Annotated in this window: 17 protein-coding genes; 11 read left to right on the forward strand and 6 right to left on the reverse strand. The window is 64.7% G+C overall.

Annotation, left to right across the window (positions count from 1 at the left end; genetic code table 11):
- Positions 1 to 27: 27 nt before the first annotated feature.
- From fabF to M2299_RS01370, 3 genes are all read left to right on the forward strand, one after another.
- Positions 28 to 1,305 carry a beta-ketoacyl-ACP synthase II gene (gene fabF, locus M2299_RS01360; protein ID WP_223485548.1) on the forward strand — a complete coding sequence of 426 codons (1,278 nt, stop codon included), beginning with the start codon at positions 28 to 30 and terminating at the stop codon, positions 1,303 to 1,305.
- A 2-nt stretch (positions 1,306 to 1,307) separates the two neighbouring features.
- Complete coding sequence (locus M2299_RS01365; RefSeq protein WP_280883707.1) at positions 1,308 to 1,919, forward strand: helix-turn-helix domain-containing protein; 612 nt, start codon at positions 1,308 to 1,310, stop codon at positions 1,917 to 1,919.
- A 169-nt stretch (positions 1,920 to 2,088) separates the two neighbouring features.
- Positions 2,089 to 3,276 carry a serine hydrolase domain-containing protein gene (locus M2299_RS01370; RefSeq protein WP_280883708.1) on the forward strand — a complete coding sequence of 396 codons (1,188 nt, stop codon included), beginning with the start codon at positions 2,089 to 2,091 and terminating at the stop codon, positions 3,274 to 3,276.
- Positions 3,277 to 3,288: 12 nt separating this feature from the next.
- Here the strand turns inward: M2299_RS01370 and M2299_RS01375 are convergent, their stop codons facing one another.
- The 4 genes from M2299_RS01375 to M2299_RS01390 all read right to left on the reverse strand — a co-directional run bounded on the left by M2299_RS01375 (position 3,289) and on the right by M2299_RS01390 (position 7,414).
- Positions 3,289 to 4,890, reverse strand: a complete 1,602-nt coding sequence (locus tag M2299_RS01375) for a phosphoethanolamine--lipid A transferase (RefSeq protein WP_280883709.1) — start codon at positions 4,888 to 4,890, stop codon at positions 3,289 to 3,291.
- A gap of 112 nt (positions 4,891 to 5,002) precedes the next feature.
- Positions 5,003 to 5,395, reverse strand: a complete 393-nt coding sequence (locus tag M2299_RS01380; protein WP_099842495.1) for a diacylglycerol kinase — start codon at positions 5,393 to 5,395, stop codon at positions 5,003 to 5,005.
- Positions 5,396 to 5,455: 60 nt separating this feature from the next.
- Positions 5,456 to 6,712 carry a HAMP domain-containing sensor histidine kinase gene (locus tag M2299_RS01385; protein WP_280883710.1) on the reverse strand — a complete coding sequence of 419 codons (1,257 nt, stop codon included), beginning with the start codon at positions 6,710 to 6,712 and terminating at the stop codon, positions 5,456 to 5,458.
- 9 nt (positions 6,713 to 6,721) lie between these two features.
- The gene (locus tag M2299_RS01390) at positions 6,722 to 7,414 is read right to left on the reverse strand and encodes a response regulator transcription factor (RefSeq protein WP_280883711.1); all 693 of its coding nucleotides are present in this window, start codon (positions 7,412 to 7,414) and stop codon (positions 6,722 to 6,724) included.
- Positions 7,415 to 7,537: 123 nt separating this feature from the next.
- Between M2299_RS01390 and M2299_RS01395 the strand changes: the two genes are divergently transcribed.
- On the forward strand, positions 7,538 to 8,083 hold the full coding sequence (locus M2299_RS01395; RefSeq protein ID WP_059064348.1) for an NADPH-dependent FMN reductase: 546 nt from the start codon (positions 7,538 to 7,540) through the stop codon (positions 8,081 to 8,083).
- A gap of 502 nt (positions 8,084 to 8,585) precedes the next feature.
- Positions 8,586 to 8,933, forward strand: a complete 348-nt coding sequence (locus M2299_RS01400) for an RcnB family protein (RefSeq protein WP_059064347.1) — start codon at positions 8,586 to 8,588, stop codon at positions 8,931 to 8,933.
- Positions 8,934 to 9,012: 79 nt separating this feature from the next.
- Here M2299_RS01400 and M2299_RS01405 read toward each other — a convergent pair whose 3' ends face one another.
- On the reverse strand, positions 9,013 to 9,291 hold the full coding sequence (locus tag M2299_RS01405; RefSeq protein WP_025877130.1) for a hypothetical protein: 279 nt from the start codon (positions 9,289 to 9,291) through the stop codon (positions 9,013 to 9,015).
- A gap of 275 nt (positions 9,292 to 9,566) precedes the next feature.
- Between M2299_RS01405 and M2299_RS01410 the strand changes: the two genes are divergently transcribed.
- The gene (locus M2299_RS01410; protein WP_280883712.1) at positions 9,567 to 10,619 is read left to right on the forward strand and encodes a diguanylate cyclase; all 1,053 of its coding nucleotides are present in this window, start codon (positions 9,567 to 9,569) and stop codon (positions 10,617 to 10,619) included.
- Between the two features lie 77 nt (positions 10,620 to 10,696).
- Here M2299_RS01410 and M2299_RS01415 read toward each other — a convergent pair whose 3' ends face one another.
- Positions 10,697 to 11,599 (reverse strand): LysR family transcriptional regulator, encoded by a 903-nt coding sequence (locus M2299_RS01415; protein ID WP_033831088.1) that lies wholly within the window; start codon positions 11,597 to 11,599, stop codon positions 10,697 to 10,699.
- Positions 11,600 to 11,708: 109 nt separating this feature from the next.
- Here M2299_RS01415 and M2299_RS01420 point away from each other — a divergent pair, with 109 nt between their 5' ends.
- The 5 genes from M2299_RS01420 to M2299_RS01440 all read left to right on the forward strand — a co-directional run bounded on the left by M2299_RS01420 (position 11,709) and on the right by M2299_RS01440 (position 17,143).
- On the forward strand, positions 11,709 to 12,830 hold the full coding sequence (locus M2299_RS01420; RefSeq protein WP_100436285.1) for a 4-oxalomesaconate tautomerase: 1,122 nt from the start codon (positions 11,709 to 11,711) through the stop codon (positions 12,828 to 12,830).
- Between the two features lie 75 nt (positions 12,831 to 12,905).
- On the forward strand, positions 12,906 to 13,967 hold the full coding sequence (locus M2299_RS01425; protein ID WP_032974882.1) for an ABC transporter substrate-binding protein: 1,062 nt from the start codon (positions 12,906 to 12,908) through the stop codon (positions 13,965 to 13,967).
- 14 nt (positions 13,968 to 13,981) lie between these two features.
- Positions 13,982 to 14,815 carry an ABC transporter ATP-binding protein gene (locus M2299_RS01430; RefSeq protein WP_032974770.1) on the forward strand — a complete coding sequence of 278 codons (834 nt, stop codon included), beginning with the start codon at positions 13,982 to 13,984 and terminating at the stop codon, positions 14,813 to 14,815.
- Complete coding sequence (locus M2299_RS01435; protein ID WP_032974771.1) at positions 14,799 to 15,575, forward strand: ABC transporter permease; 777 nt, start codon at positions 14,799 to 14,801, stop codon at positions 15,573 to 15,575. The genes M2299_RS01430 and M2299_RS01435 overlap by 17 nt, the downstream gene beginning before the upstream one ends.
- Before the next feature lie 134 nt (positions 15,576 to 15,709).
- Entirely contained in the window at positions 15,710 to 17,143 is a 1,434-nt protein-coding gene (locus tag M2299_RS01440; protein WP_280883713.1) for a porin, read from the forward strand.
- Positions 17,144 to 17,164: the final 21 nt, after the last annotated feature.

Below are 17,164 nucleotides of genomic sequence, written 5' to 3' on the forward strand. Positions count from 1 at the left end.
GGATCTCTTTTACGTGGGAAGTGAGTCATGAACATTGCCGACAAAGATCGCATCGTAGTGACCGGAATGGGTGTGGTGAGCCCGCTGGGCTGCGGCGTGGAAACGGTGTGGTCGCGCCTGCTGGCGGGACGTTCCGGAATTGGCCCGCTGGGCGATGCGCTTTCCGCCGGAACGGGCTGCAACGTAGGCGGCCGCGTGCCCGACCGGGTGCAGGATCCTGAGGCGGGCTTCGACTCCAACGACATCATCGCGCCAAAAGATCTGAAGAAGATGGACCGGTTTGTCGAGTTTGCGCTGGTAGCCGCCCACGAAGCGCTTGCGCAGGCCGGGTGGCGTGAGGCTGATGAGCGTGGCCTGCTGCGAACGGCGACCGTGATTGCGACGGGGATCGGTGGCTTTGGATCCATCGTCAATGCGGTGCACACCACCGAAAACCGTGGACCTGGCCGGTTGTCGCCTTTCACTGCGCCTACCTTCCTGGCCAATATGGCGGCAGGGCAGGCGTCGATCCGGTACGGGTTCAAGGGGCCACAGAGCGCACCCGTCACGGCATGCGCGGCGGGCGTCCAAGCCATTGGTGATGCGGCGCGCCTCATCCGGTCCGGCGAGGCGGACATTGCACTGTGCGGCGGCGCGGAAGCTGCGATGCATCGGGTCAGCCTGGGCGGCTTTGCGGCGGCCAAGGCACTGAGCACGTCGTTCAACGACACGCCACAGGCAGCGTCCCGCCCGTTTGATGAGCAGCGGGACGGCTTCGTCATGTCCGAAGGGGCAGGGCTGCTGGTGATCGAGCGGCTGGATCATGCGCTGGCGCGTGGCGCCACCCCGCTGGCCGAGCTGGCCGGCTACGGCACCACCTCCGATGCGTATCATCTGACTTCGGGCCCCGACGACGGCAGTGGTGCGCGCAGGGCGATGGAGATCGCGCTGGCGCAGGCGGGCATTGCCGCCGGGCAGGTCGACCACATCAACGCGCACGCAACCTCGACCCAGGTGGGGGATCGGGCAGAGCTTGCGGCCATGCGAGCCCTGTTCGGTGCCCGCCCAGATCTTCTGATCTCTGCCACCAAGTCCAGCACCGGGCACCTGCTCGGGGCAGCTGGCGGCATCGAAGCCATCTTTACCGTGCTTGCTTTGCGCGATCAGGTCGCACCAGCGACACTCAACCTCTGCCGCCCCGATCCGTTGGCCGAAGGGCTTTCGATCGTCGCCGGCGTGCCGCGCAAGGCTGGCATCGAGTTCGCGTTGACCAATGGATTTGGTTTTGGCGGCGTCAATGCCAGTGCACTGTTCAGGCGCATGTGAGCGTGGCTGCCTCCAGCGGCTTCCCAAGCAAAACCGCCCTGCGCTGGGAAGGTGTACGGGCGTTGAGCCGGCGCTGGATGCTGGATGCCGCCGGCACTGTGTTTGCTGAAGAAGGGTTCGAGAACGCGACGATGAAGCGCATTGCCGAGGTTTGTGGCGTTACCAAGGTCACGATCTATGCGCACTATCGTGACAAGGCGTGGCTCTACAAGGCGGTCATGGACGGCCATCTGGCATCGATACCGGATGCCCGGCTCGACGCGCACGGAGCAATGGATCTTGGTGATGTGCTGATGCGCATCAGTGGCGGCATCGAACGGTTGGCAGCGGACCCGGCATGCCAGTCCTTCTGCCGGACGCTGTCGCGTTCTGATCATGCACGTGATGTCTACATGGAACACTGGAGCACGAAACTGGAACCGTATCTGGACCTTGCGACACGAGCGATGGCGAGCGCCCCGGTCCGCTCGAGCCACCCGGGTGACAGTGAGAAGTTCCTCAGGCTCATCCTCACAGAACATGGCCTGCCTCATGGGGCGATGCCCGTGTCCGGGAGTGAAGCAACCGTGGCGCTCTTCACGCGCGCCTATGGGATGACGCTGCCGGTGGCCTGAAAGACTCCCCGGGAACATTGAGTCGACCCCTCAAGGCCATCCGGCTTTCGCCATGGCCCGACCAGGCATTCAGCGCACGCTCGATTTCAGTCCAGGAAGCATGACTTCATGCACTGCAGATTGACTACAAATGTAGTCATTATCTCTGTGCCCATTGAAGGATCCTGCCATGAGAGCACCTCTGCTTGCCTGCCTGTTCTTCCTGGCGCTACGCCCGTTTGCGGCCGCAGCCAACACGCCTGATGCCTTGGCAGCGATAGAGCGGAATGCCCGCAACGCGCATTCCGACGCGGTCTACATTGAAAGCGGGCGCGGGGTGCTGCTGCGGATCGCGCCGGCAGCCGGTGAAGACCGCATCCACCTGATGTCGGCGACCAAGTCCGTCGTCGCCCTGGCCATCGGGCTGCTGCTCGATGACGGCAAGCTCGCATCCATCGACGAACCGGTCAGCACGGTGTACCCGGAATGGCGCCAGGGCAGGAAGCGTGACATCACGATCCGGATGTTGATGGACCACACCTCCGGCCTGCAGAACGCGGCCAACGCGGGGGTGGAACTGGAGGGCGCGCCGGATCTGGTGAAGCTGGCGCTGGCGGCCGAGGTGTCCAGCGATCCAGGCACCACCTTCGCCTACAACAACAAGGCGACCAATCTTCTGCCGGACATCGTGCAGCGGCTTGCCGGCAAGCCACTGGATGTCTATCTGGACGAACGGTTGTTCAAGCCGCTTGGCATCACCGCCCATGCATGGATGAAGGACCAGGCCGGGACGCCCATGGGCATGGCCGGGCTGTCGCTGTCGGCGGTTGATCTTGCAGCGATCGGACGATTGATGCTGGACGGCGGCGTCACCCCGGGCGGCAAGCGGTTGCTGAGCGAACGCTCGGTAGCGTTGATGACCGCCGAAAGCGCGCGTTCCCCCGACGTCGGCCTGTTGTGGTGGCGCATCCCCGCATGGGAGCACTACCGGTTGAAGGCCGGTGCAGCCACGCTTCTGAGCGCTCGCAGCATGGATGCCATGATGCTGGACGCGCTGCTGGCCGCCGACGGCCAGGTATTTGACAGCAAGTCAGCGCTGATCAGCTTCCTGGCCGAACGGCTGGGACCCAGCTGGCCACAGCGCTACGCTGCGGAAATCACCGGGCGTGGACTGAAGCTCGGCGACATCTTCGACATCGACCGAGGGCCGGTAGCGGCATACGCCGCCAACGGCTATCTCGGCCAGCACCTGGTCATTGTTCCCGACAAGGGCGTGGTGGCGGTAAGGCAGATACAACGGCGGGAGAGCCACAGCGCCCCGCTCGACGATTACGCCGCGTTTCCCATGGATGTACTGCGGTTGGCGGAGACGCTGTGACTGGCCAGCACGCTAGGGAATGCGGCAGCCCGCGAACACATCCAGTCCCGGCTGGTAGATACCGCTGCTGATATCGAACAGTCCCAGCAGGGAGTGGAAGAGATTGTCGTGGCTGTAGGATCCGGTGCCCGCAGCATGGCGCAGGCAGGCCAGATCAAGGCGGGCATGGGTTGCAAAGCCCGGGGAGAACCACATCACCATCGGCACCTGGGTCTGCTCGCGTGGCGCAATGAAGTAGGGCGTTCCGTGCAGATACAGGCCGCGCTCGCCAAGCGACTCGCCGTGATCGGAGACATAGATCAGTGCAACGTCACGCTGCTCCGAATAGGTCTGCAGCAGGTCGATGGCCTTGCCCAGCAGCCGGTCGGTATAGACCAGCGTATTGTCGTAGGTGTTGGTCAGCGCTTCGTTGCTGCACTTCTGTATCTGGTTGCTGTCGCAGGTAGGGCTGAATGCCCTGGAGTCGGCGGGATAGCGTTCAAAGTAGGTGGGGCCATGGCTGCCCAGCTGGTGCAGCACGATCAGACCATCACCCTGCATGGCCGCGATGCGCGTGTCCAGCTGGTGCAGCAGGATCTCGTCATGGCAGGTGCCGTCCTTGTTCACGCACAACCCTGGCACCTTCAGCGGCGGCATGTCGTCGGTGGGAATGCGGTTGCACACGCCCTTGCAGCCACCGTTGTTGTTGTCGCGCCAGAGCACGCTGGCGCCGGTGCGCTGCAGGATGTCCAGCACGTTCTCTTCCGATGCCGCAGCGACGCCCTCGTACTGCGACCGCGGCATCTGCGAGAACATGCACGGCAGTGACACCGCCGTTGATGTGCCGCAGGATGCAACGTCCCGGAAGCTGATGACGCCGTCCTTGCGTGACAGTTGCGGGTTGGTTGGGCGCGGATAGCCGTTGAGCTGGAAGTTCTTTGCACGTGCCGTCTCGCCGGCCACCAGGATGACCAGGCGCGGGCGCTCGCCGGGCGCGCGCGCGGCGTCTTCACCGATCGTGCGCAGCGGCTGTGCCTTGGCGCTGTAGCTGCTCCGGAGGTAGCCATAGGTGTGACGAAGGACGTTCATCGGCAGCACCTGCTCGCGGATGTAGCGGTTGTTGCGGAGCAGCGACGAATACTCCTTGTAGAACGCCAGGCTTACCGCTGCCAGCACCATCAGCGTCGCCAGCACGTTCCCCAACCACACCAGCGCCGCCCGCAAAGGGCGCCCGCTGTTTCCACTGCGCATGATCAGCAGAACGCATGTGGGCAGCGCGCCCAGCAGCAGCACCGTCAACAGCAATGGCAGCGACAGGTAGGAGGTCATTTCAGCCTGGTTGGTCTCCAGCGCGTTCTGCACCATGTCGCGGTCGATCAGTACGTTGTAATGCAGCATGAAGTAGGTGCACGCGGCGCTGACGAAAACCAGCAACGCCAGCACCGGTTTGCGCACATAGGGAAGCATGCCGATGGGCGTGAACAGCAGATTGAACAGGCACAGCAGCAGCACCGGAAGGCTGCAGAAGAACAAAGCGCTGCGCAGATCATGGATGTCGATGAGAGACCAGAGCGTCTTCCAGAGAGCGATGTTTCCCAGCGTGGTGAAGAACAATGCCGTGCACCAGACAAGCATGATCGGATGTTGCGGGACAGACCTGAAGCATGAACGCACGTGCAGAATCCGCTGAGCCAGAAGTGCGCGCAGTATCTGGACGCGTTCATCAGGAAGTTGTCAGGTCCGTTGCTCATCCCAACAGGACCACGGCCCACACCGTAGCCACCATCAGCAGGGCCGTGCTCTGTGCGGCGCTGCCCATGTCCTTGGCGTTCTTGGAAAGTGGATGGTGTTCCAGAGAGATGCGATCCACCACCGCTTCGATGGCCGAGTTGAGCAGCTCCACCAGCAGGCTGACGAAGCAGACCATCAGCATCAGGGCGCGCTCGCTGCGGCTGACGTCCAGCAGGAGCGCGACGGTTGCCAGCGCGCCATGCAGCAACAGCAGCTGCCGGAACGCGGCCTCACCCTTGAATGTCGCGACGAAACCGTCGCGGGAATGGATCACGGTATGCAGGATGCGGCGCAGACCGGTCTTGCCGTGCGCGTACTTGCCGTTGCCCTTGGGTTGCCCTGGCTGCATTTCGTACCTGCCTTCATGAAGAGATCCGGCAAGGGTGGAAGGGGCAATGTCAGGAAGCTGTCAGGTATCGGCTGCGGCTGGGCGCATCTGCAGGGTGAAGCAGCAGCCTTGCACCGAGGTATCGACCGTCATCTGCCAGCCAAGATGCTCGACCACGCGCTGCACGATGGACAGGCCCAGACCTTCGCCACTCTGCCGGGCGCTGGTCACGAAGCGCTGGAACTGCTGCGCGTCGATGCTGGACGGCAGCCCCGGGCCGGTATCGGCAACCCGCAGCGTGGTGCCACGCAGTTCCACCCGTACCTCGCCTTCCTCCGTGTACTGGCACGCATTACGCAGCAGGTTCCAGATCACGCTCTGTGCCAGCACGTCATTGGTCAGCAGCTGCTCGTCCTGCGCCGCATCAAGGGTCAGCCGCACCGGCTTTCCTGCCAGCCACGGCACGCATCGCGCCATGCATTCCTCGATCACCGGTCGCAGCAGGAGGTTGCTGCGTGGCACCGTCCTGGGGTCGCGGGAAAGCAGCAGCAGGCAGGTCAGCTGGCGCTGCATTTCCTGCGTGGTCCGCACAATGCGCTCGGCACTGGCCAGCAGCCGGCTGTCGGCCGGCAGCTGGTGCAGCAGCGTTTCGGCGGCGCCACCGATGATCGCCAGTGGTGTGCGCAGTTCATGGCTGGCGTCGCCAGCGAAGCACTGTTCACGCTGCAGGAACTGCTCAAGTTCGTCGCTGTGCTGGGCAAAGGCGCGCGCCAGAACGCCGATCTCGTCGCGCGCGTCCTGGAAGGGAAAGGGCTTGTGCTTGTTCTGCACGGCATCAGCCAGGCGCGTAATGGGCGCGATGACGTGGGCCGACGTCCGGCGACCAATCCAGAACGCACAGAGCACACAGGTCAGGATCACCAGCGCAGCAAAGGCGTTGATCAGGTGCTCGAGGTAGGCGTAGTGATCACCGTGCTGCAGCAGGTAGTAGCGCTGCCCGCTGCTTTCGAAGACCCGAAGGTGCCATTCGTTCGGTGCGGCTTCACCGTGGTAACCCAGCCCGTACCGGCGCAGCACCTGCGGAACCGTATGCGGATCAAACAGCTGGCTGCCTTCCGGCAGGTCCGGTTGCACGCCTTGGGCCAAGGCCACCTGCAGCCTGCGGACCTCCCGATCCTGGCTCATCGAAACCACGGAGGCCCTTACGTCGTCATAGTCCACCAGTTCGACCAGTACGATGAAGCCCATGGCACCGGCCATCAGCAACACGAACGCAACGGTGATGCGCGTTCTCAGGGTCAAGCTTCGATAGAGGGACTTCAGCGAGCGGGCATTCATGGGTGGCGACTATTCCGCATGTGGCGCAGGCGTGCCCAGGCGCCAGCCGACACTGTGCACGGTAGCAATGAGTGCAGGGTCGAACGGCCTGTCCACCTGAAGGCGCAGCTCATGGATATGCGTACGTAGTGCGCCGCTCTCCGGCGGCTCGTCGCCCCATATCAGGTACTCCATCTCCTGCTTGCGCACCACCGCCGGGGCGGCCCGCATCAGGCACATCAGCAGCTTGTGCGTGGTCGGTGTCAGGTTGAGGGCCTGGCCCTGGCGCCATGCCTGTGGCGAACGGGTGTCGACCCGAAGGTCCGCCCAGGCCAGCACGCTCTGCACCTGCCGGCCCTGGGCACGGCGGACCAGCGCCTTGATGCGCGCGTCCAGCTCCTTCAGGGAAAAGGGTTTGACCAGGTAATCATCCGCACCCAGCGCGAGCCCCTGCACGCGGTCTTCCACCGGATCACGGGCGGTCAGCATCAGGATCGGAACCGGGTTCTGGAACTTCTCGCGGAGTGTCCGGCACAGCGCCATGCCATCAAGGCGGGGCAGCATCAGGTCCAGCAGGATGGCATCGTAATCATTCTGCGTTGCCCTGCGCAGGCCGCTGGCACCATCCCGTGCGTCGTCAAGTGCGTAGCCCAGTGGCTCGAAGAACGCGTAAAGGTTGGCAACCAGCTCGGGGTTGTCTTCAATGATGAGCAGTCGTGTCATGGGCTACGTGCATCCGTGCATGAGCAGCGGACTTTGGACGATCACCTGGGATTTGCCAAGTGCGGGGCGGTGCTGCAGGCCATCGCCGGGCGTGGCGACAGGCGGCTGTGATAGCGTGCCAGGATGAAGATCCTTGCCATATCCGGTAGTGCACGCCGGCTGTCCACCAACACCGCATTGCTGAGGGCGCTGGAAGAAATCGCGCCGCCGGATATCGCGCTGACGACCTGCGCCGATCTCGGCGGGCTTCCCGTTTTCTCTCCCGACCTTGAAGATCTGCCCTTGCATGACAGCGTCGTGCGCTTCAAGCAATGCATTGAAGCCAGCGATGGCATCCTGATTTCAAGCCCCGAGTACGCAAGAGGCATTCCCGGCGGCCTGAAGAACGCCATGGATTGGCTGGTATCGGGCGACCTTGTGGTTGCAAAGCCCATCGCCCTAGTGCACGCCTCCCATCGCGGCGACGACATGCTCGCGTCTCTCCGGCTTGTGCTGTCGACCATCAGTTCCCGCTTCAACGAGGAACTGTTCCTGCGCTTTCCTTTCATGAAGATGGAGCCGGAGGCCATTGCCAGTGCTGTAAGACAACCGGTCAATCGCGCGCCGGCAGAGGCCTTTCTTCAGGAATTCGCCCGCTACTGCGGCCGACCGCAGGGTGATCGCGCATGATCGATAGCGCGGCCTGCTGACAAGGGCGTTCTGGACACGCACCGTGCGTCCGCAAGGCCCGGCCATGCGCTTGCGGCGTCAGCGGGTCGCAGGGGGTGCAGATGGGAATAGCCTGCAGCGTCCACGAACTGCGGCAGCGTCCACAGCTGGCCATTGGGCCCCCAGCGCCTGCAGACGCTGTACATGTCGCCGGCAATGATGGCGCACGAGATGGCTTGGTAGCGTTGTTGACTGGCCACATTGCAAACATAAAGCGGCAGGCTTTCGGTGGAAGAGGTGGCCGCGCAGGTGGGCTTGGGCGATTCTGCGACACTCAGGCGATTGCTGCGCCGCCGATTGGGCCTGACTCCCACCCGGATTCGAGGGTGAGGGCGCCGCATTGCTGACTGCGGGTTTGCGGGCGCCCATCGGGTCCGATCGGGGTGCACGGATTCATTCACAGGCGCTGCCCTATATTCCGGGTCACAACGCCGCATACCGCGGCTGGACCGGGAGTATCCCCATGAAAACCGGACATTTACTTGGCATTGCCCTGGGCGCTGCAATCACCTTGATGGCCGCCCCCGCCTGGGCCGATCCGCCGCACCATGCACGTGGCAACGGACCGCCGCCCCACGCAGGCGGCCCCCACAACCGCGACGCACCCCCGCCGGGCTGGCAGAAAAAGGCATGGCGCCGCGGCGATCGCTTGCCCTGGGCCGAGGTTGACCGCCGCTACTGGGTGGACGACTACGCGCATTACCGTCTGCGCGATCCCGGCCGCGGTCAGCGGTGGGTGCGGCAGTCGGATACGGAATACCTGCTGGTGGAGATCGCCACCGGCGTGATCATCGACGCCTTGCGTCGCTAGGGATTCCGGCACGAGCCCCCGGGCGGCAGGCAGCCGCCGCGGGGGTAATGGCGGCACGACCGCCGCTGACATCGCGCTCTCACCCCGGCAACTCGCACTTCATCTTGCCGTCCACGTAATACGGCTTGGGTACGTTCGGGTTGTCGCTGGTCTTCTCAAAGACCACTTCGAACGACGCTGCGTCGGGCGAGCCCTTGCGATCGGTACACGCGTCGTGGAGTTTTTTCTTGACCGCGGCAATGCCGGCCTCGCGGCTGGCACCGTCGGCGCTGTTGGTCAGGTTCACGGTTTCAGCCAGGGCCAAGGGGCTGAAGGCAGACAGGCAGCCGGCGATCATCAGAGTATGCAGCTTGGTCAAGGGGTGCACCTCGCGGAAGTCCAATGAGGCGATCAGCATAATGCGGGAGCGTTAACAGCACGTGCCCGGTAGCGCTATGCCTGGTCGATCAGGAATGCCGTCGGGCGCAGGTATCTCGTCGCCCCGGATGGAGCCCACGTTCGTAATCTCGCGATGCGACCGCGATTGCAGCACTCCATCTCCCATTGACCTGTCGTTGACGCACAGATGTCAGACTCGCGCACAAAGGGGTGTCCGGGTGAATTGCAGGGGAGTGATCATCAGGAGAGCTGGCAATGCCGTTCTTCACTGACTCAACAGAAGTCGCCGTCGAGGGCGTCGGTGCGGCCCGGCGCATCGGCTGGATGCGCTTCGTGGGGAACGGCTTGGGCGCGCTTCCGATTGCCTCGATCATTCTGGAGCGTCAGGCGGATGCTGCGCCCTGGGTGCTGCTGTTGCTCAACGCCATCGCATGGCCGGCGCTGGCGATGCTCCTGACACGTCGCGCCCGTGAGCCTGCAGCAGCGCAGTTCCGCTGCATGATCGTCGACTCTCTCTTTGGAGGCGCATGGGTCGCCTTCATGGCCCTCAGCACGGTGCCCAGTGCGTTGTTTGCCGCGCTGCTGGTGGCCGACAAGATCGCCGCCGGCGGCATCCGCCTGGCAACGAGGGCAACCCTGGCCCTGGTGGTCGGGTTCGCCGCCACCTGGCTTGCCCTGGGCCTGCCTTATCACCCCATCACCTCGCAGCGCACGGTTGTCCTCAGCCTGCCTTTCCTGTTCGTCTACGGCATCGGGTTGAGCGTGCTGAGCTGGCGGCTGGCGCGCCGGGTGAAATCGCAGAACCGCCAACTGCAGCGCCTGAGCCGGATGGATCCGTTGGTGGAGCTGGCCAACCGCGGCTTCCTGATCCAGCGCGCCCAGCATGTCCTGCAGACGGGGCAGCACCACGGTGGCGACGCCTGCCTGCTGATGCTTGATGTTGATGATTTCAAGCGGATCAATGACTCGCATGGCCATCGTGCCGGCGATGAGGTGCTTCGCCGCATCGCGGTGGTGCTACGCCAACTGGCCCAGCCGGGCGACATGCCGGCGCGTCTGGGCGGTGATGAGTTCGCCGTCCTGCTGCGCCAGCGGATACCGGCAGAGGCCATGGACGTGGCCGAGCAGATAAGGCACTACCTGCAGGAGCCGGGCGCCCCTGAAACAGCCCATATCCAGTTCAGTGTCAGTATCGGCATCGCCGCAGCAGCTGGCACGGGCAGCGCAGAAGATTGGCTGGCGAAGGCGGACAAGGCGCTCTATCACGCCAAACGGCACGGCAAGAACACCGCCAGCTACGCCGAGTAATCTGCACCGGGACCGCTGCACTGCTCATGTGGCTGGAGAGCAGGCTGCCATTTCATCGGATACGCACCAGGCCGCGCTCAGTTCTCCACGCGCCATTGGCTCATCAGCATCTGCAGGAACCGCTCTGCGGTGGGCGAGAGCAGGGCACCTCGACGGCGCACGATGCCAATGGTGCGCGACACCACCGGGTTGCCGATCGAACGCGTCACCAGCGTCGGATGATCGCCATCAGGGGTTGCCATTTTCGGCAGCACCGATACCCCGATGCCGGCCTCGACCATGCCCAGCGAAGTGGACAGGTGAGTCACTTCGTAATGCCAGCTCAGCTTGAGGTTCTCGCGCGCCAATGCGCCGTCCAGCAGTGTGCGGTTGCCACTGGTGCGATGCACGGTGATCAGCTGGTGCTCGGCCAGATCAGCCCATTCCACCGTGCGCTTGCGGGCCAGCGGATGATCACGCCGGCATGCCAGCACGAACGGATCCTCGGCCAGCACGTCGAAATCGAGGTTGGGATCATTGGCGCCCATGAAGTTGATGCCGAATTCGACCTCGCCGCGCTCCACCGCCTGCAGGCCCTCGGTGGCCGGAATATCCAGGATGCGGAAACGCACATTCGGATGCGCCTCGTGGAAGCGCGCCATCACGCTCGGCAGGAAGTAGAACGCCGCCGTGGGCAGGCAGGCGATGGTCACCGTGGCGCCGCGGGTGTCTTCGCGACCGCGCAGCGAGAACAGCGAGCCATCGAACTCCTCCAGCATGCGCCGCACCAGCGGCAGCAGGTTCTCGCCCACGGCCGTAGTGCTGACACTGCGTGTGGTGCGCTCGAGCAACGGCGAGCCCACGGCCTGCTCAAGCTTCTGGATGCGACGGCTCAGCGCCGGCTGGGAGACGTGCAGGATTTCGGCCGCGCGATGGAAGCTGCGGGTTTCCGATACCAGCAGGAAGGCGCGCAGATCGAGAATCTCGCAATTGATGCTCATCAGGTATCAATCATCCAAAAATCAGCAATTCACAGATCAATTGGGGTCATGCCAGTATCGAATCACAGAGGGGTCATTCATCCCCTATACGCATCAATCTAACACACGTATGTCCAACGATCTGCTCAGCATTCCCTGCGTGCTCATGCGTGGCGGCACCTCCAAGGGCCCCTTCTTCCTGGCCAGCGAGCTCCCGGCTGATACCGCCGAACGCGACCGCCTGCTGCTGGAGGTGATGGGTTCGGGCCACCCGCTGCAGATCGACGGCATCGGCGGCGGCAACGCACTGACCAGCAAGGTGGCCATCATCGACCGCTCCAGCCACCCCGATGCCGACGTGGACTATCTGTTCGCCCAGGTGCGGGTGGAACAGCAGGTGGTGGATACCTCGCCCAACTGCGGCAACATGCTGGCGGCGGTGGGCCCGTATGCAATCGAGCGCGGGCTGGTGCAGGCCCAGGACCCGCAGACCGAAGTGCGCGTCCACAACGTCAACACCGGCAAGCTGATCATCGCCACGGTGGAAACGCCGGGCGGCAACGTGGTCTACCGGGGCGACACCCGCATTGCCGGAGCGCCGGGCTCGGCCTCTCCGGTCCGGTTGTCCTTCCTGGATGCGGCAGGCGCACGGACCGGCAAGTTGCTGCCCAGTGGCCATGCGCAGGAAACCATCGACGGCGTGCCGGTCAGCCTGATCGACTGCGCGATGCCGATGATGCTGGTGCACGCTGAGGACCTGGGCGTACGCGGTGATGCGTCACCTGCCGAACTGAATGCGGATGCCGCGTTCATGGCGCGGCTGGAGGCGTTGCGTATCGAGGCCGGCGCCCGAATGGGCATCGCCGACGCCGGCAGCAAGGTCATTCCCAAGCCGGTGCTGCTGTCCGCACCGCAACATGGCGGGCAGCTGCAGGTGCGCTATTTCATGCCGCACCAGTGCCACACCGCGCTGGCCATTACCGGCGCGGTGGGCATCGCGACCGCCGCCGTCACCTCGGGCACGTTGGCCCACACTTTGGTCGGGTGCCTGCCGCTGCCCGGCAGCATTACCCTCGAACATCCGAGTGGGGCCTTGGAGGTGGGCCTCAGTCGCAGCGCGGACGACGCGCCGGTGATCGCCAGCGTGGTTCGCACCGCACGTCGTCTGTTTGAAGGTCGTGTGTTCGCCACGTCGCCCGCGCCCGCCAGGGCCAGTGCTACCCAAGCCCGCCAATGGACGTCAGCGGCATGATCTGAAACCGGTCGGGCCGGCACGGCTGTGCTTGCCCGCCACCACAACGTAGATGCTTCACTCCTGGGAGGGATGATGTACAAGCAGTTCTTCATGGCCGCGCTGTGCGCGGTCGGCCTGGCCGCGGCCGGATGCAGCAAGCCGGACGCCGGTGCGGCCGGTGGTTCCGCACGCGGCGGCGACAATGCCCCGGTGCGCATCAGCGTCGGTTCCTACAACCTCAACAACCTGCCGTTCTTCATCGCCGACGCCAAGGGCTATTTCAAGGACGTCGGCCTGGAAGTGAAGACCGAGAACTTCGCCCAGGGCGGTTCGAAAGTACTGCAGGCGCTGGTTGCCAACTCCACCGACGTGGCCGTCGGCTTCTACGACCACACCATCCAGATGCAGGCCAAGGGCAAGGACGTGGTCGCCTTCGTACTGCTCTCGCGCAATTCCGGCCTGGTAATGGCCGGCCGCGAAGACGCCACTTTCGATCCGGCGCGCCCGCAGACCATCAAGGGCCAGAAGGTCGGCATCACCGCACCGGGCTCCTCGTCCGACTTCTTCGTTCGCCATTTCCTGGCCCAGCATGACATCCCGGTCGACAGCATCTCGCTGATCGGCGTGGGTTCCGGTGCCGCTGCGGTCGCCGCGCTGGAGCAGGGCAAGATCGACCTGCTGGTGAACTACGATCCTGCCGCCACCCTGATCACCGAACGCAAGGTAGGGAAGATCATTCTCGACGCACGCAGTGATGACGGCGCACGACAGGTCTATGGCGGCCTGTACCCGACCTCGGTGATGTACGCCAACCAGAGCTTCCTGGACAAGCGCCCGGAAGCGGCCGAAAAGATCGCCCGTGCCGAGCAGATGGCGCTGAAGTTCATCGCCGACAACAGCGCCGAGGACATCGTCGCAGCCCTGCCTGACAGCTATGTCTCCGGCGACCGCGCCACCTATGCCCGCGCCGTGGAGAACGCCCGCGCGATCTTCACCACCGATGGCCACTTCACCGCGGCCGACCTGGAAACGCCGCTGAAGGTGCTGCGCGAGTTCAACACGGATGTGGCCAAGGCCAACATCGATCTGTCCAGGACCTACACCAATGCCTTCGTCGAGCGTGCCCACGCTGCGGCGCCGGCAGCCCAACGTTAAGCGGAGGTAACCCCATGGCCCTCAATGCCACCGTGCGCCAGCTCAATGGCGCGCCGCAGCTGGAGCCTGCACAGACCATGGTCGCCATCAACAAGGTGACCATGTCCTTCGGCGAATTCACCGCCGTGCGTGATGTCGACATCCAGGTGGGCGACGGCGAGTTTCTCGCCATCGTCGGCCCCACCGGCTGCGGCAAGAGCACCATCCTCAATTCCGTGGCGGGCCTGCTCACGCCATCGTCCGGCGAGGTGGCCATCGACGGCCGCAAGGTCAGCGGCGTGCAGGAATCTGTCGGCTATCTGTTCCAGCAAGATGCGCTGCTGCCATGGAAGACCGCGTACCAGAACGTCGAACTGGGTCTGCGCTTTCGTGGCGTGCCCGAAGCCGAGCGCAAGGCCAAAGCCAATGCCTGGCTGGCCAAGGTCGGCCTTGCCGGCTTCGAGCATCGCTACCCGCACCAGCTGTCCGGCGGACAGCGCAAGCGCGTGCAGATGGCACAGGCGTTGATCGTCGAACCGAAGGTGATCCTGATGGATGAGCCGTTCTCGGCGCTGGACATCCACACCCGCCACCTGATGCAGAACGAACTGCTGCGGCTGTGGCAGGAGGACCGGCGCTCGGTGATCCTCATCACCCATGACCTGGAAGAGGCCATCGCGCTGGGTGATCGCGTGGTGGTGCTGTCCTCCGGCCCCGCCAGCCGCGTCGTGCGCAGCTTCGACGTGGACCTGGAACGGCCGCGCAACGTGGCCGAAATCAAGCTGGACGAACGATTCACCGACCTGTACCGCGACATCTGGGCCTGCCTGCGCGGCGAAGTGGAGAAGAGCTATGCACGCCAAGACTGACAAATTCATCCAGCTGGCCCTGGTGGTCGCCGTATTCGGCGGCTGGGAAGGCGGCATCGCGTTGGGCGTGATCGATCCGTTCTTCTTCCCCTCGCCAACGGCAATCGTGCAGCAGGCCTGGACCTGGCTGTCCGACACCTCGTTCTACCAGCACGTCTACATCACCCTGACCGAAACCGCGCTGGGCTACATCATCGGCACCGGGCTGGGCGTGGCCGGTGGCGTGTGGCTTGGCCTGAGCCGACGCTCGGCACGCATCCTGGACCCGTTCATCAAGGGCTTCAACGCGATTCCGCGCGTGGTGCTGGCACCGATCTTCGTGCTGTGGCTGGGCCTTGGGCTGTGGTCGAAGGTGGCGCTGGCGGTCACGCTGGTGTTCTTCACCACGTTCTTCAACGCCATGCAGGGCGTGCGTGAAGTGAACCCGGTGGTGCTGGCCAACGCACGCATCCTGGGGGCGGGCCGCAGCGATCTGCTGCGTCACGTGTACTTCCCGGCGGCGGCCAGCTGGATCCTGTCCTCGCTGCGCACGTCCGTCGGTTTCGCGGTGGTCGGTGCGATCATCGGCGAGTACCTCGGTGCCTCGGCAGGGCTGGGCTACCTGATTGCCCAGGCCGAGGGCAACTTCAATGCCGTGGGCGTGTTCGCCGGCATCATCATCCTGGCCGCCTTCGTGCTGGTCATCGACGCACTGCTGGATGTGGTCGAGAACAAGCTGATCACCTGGCGCCCGAACGCGCAGACGCAGGCCACCAGCTGAGCGCGGCCGCCTGAGTCCGCTTGCCGCGCCGCCGGACTGATCCGGCGGCGCGCGCCTCCTTCCCCGATCTTCCCCCGCACCACCGCAACAGGCCAGCGCCAGGCCAGGGGGCCGGCTGGCCGGAGAGAGAGACCATGAACCATTCCACCGTGCTGCCGCCGGCAGCGCTGTCGGTCGCACTCGGCCTGCTGTTGGCCAGTGGCCATGCCGGCGCTCAGTCCACTTCGTCACCGCCTGCACCATTGAGCCAGGTCGAGCTCTCGCAACTGGTGCAGCAGCAGGCCGTGCAGATCCAGCAGTTGGAGGCGCGCCTGCGCGCTGTCGAAGGCGGGCAGGGCCCTGCGGCTGTACCGGCGGCAGCGCCCGCCGCCGCGCTGGAAACCCGGGTCGCCGCGCTGGAATCGGGCCAGTCCAAGCAGCCCAAGGTGTCCTGGTCCAAGGGGGCGCCGGAGTTCAGCAGCGCCGACGGCAACGCAGCCTTCCGGCCGCGCGGGCGCCTGTTCGTCGACGCATCCAGTACCGACGGATCCTCGGTGAGCGACCGCAACCTGTCCGGCACCGAAATCCGTTCGGTGCGCCTGGGCGCCGAAGGGCGTTACGGCATTCTGGGCTGGGCCGTCGAAGGCGATTTCGCCGACAACGACGTGGCCTGGAAGTCGGTCTATGCCACTGTCGATCACCGCCTGTTCGGCCTGCCTGCCGATCTTACCGTCGGCAACCGCCTCAATGACCGCGGCATCGACGGTTCCAGCAGTACCTCCAACACGCCCTTCCAGGACCGCAATGTCGTGGGCACCTTGATGCTGCCGCAGCGCGGGCTGTTCGGTGTCGGCCTTACCGAACGGGTGTATGGCAAGGGCTGGCACGCCAGCCTCTCGGTGGCGGGCAATGACCTCAACAACGCCGGTACCGACAACGACAGCCAGACCTGGGCCACGCGCGTGCACTGGAATCCCATCGAGATTTCCGCCGCGACGGTGCACCTGGGCGCATGGGCCTTCCACGAGGAGATCGCCGCCGGTGCCAGCAGCGTGGTGCGCAGCTCGGCCATCGCCGGGCATTTCAACGATCTGGTCAAGATTACGCCGGGTACGCTGCTCGGCGCCGAGCGCAGCACCGCCTATGGCGCGGAGCTGGCGGGCTTCTTCGGCCCGGCATGGGCGACGGGCGAATGGGGCACCCGCAACCTGCGCGGTGCCGATGCCAGCGGTCGCTACGACCTCGACCACCAGGCTTGGGCTGTCTCGGCCGGCTGGTTCCTGGCCGGTGCCATGCCAGCCTATTCGGGCAAGGCCGGCACCTGGAGCCGGGTGAAGGTGGCCGACCCGGTCACACGTGGCGGCAGGGGCGCGTGGGAGCTGAAGGCGCGCTATGAAAACGTGGATTACGCCGAACTGCCCAGCGGCGGCACCGGCCATGCGTGGACGCTGGGCACGAACTGGTACCTCAACGATTTCAGTCGCGTGATGTTCGAGGCCATCCGCTGGCAGACCGACAACCGCAGCGGCACCGGGCCGGGCAGGGACGAAGGCACCACCTTCAACACCCGTTTGCAGGTGGCGTTCTAGGCAAATACTGCGCCCGCGCCT

Origin of the sequence: Stenotrophomonas sp. 1278 (genome assembly GCF_029892765.1) — a bacterium.
In the GTDB taxonomy this organism is placed as follows: domain Bacteria; phylum Pseudomonadota; class Gammaproteobacteria; order Xanthomonadales; family Xanthomonadaceae; genus Stenotrophomonas; species Stenotrophomonas indicatrix.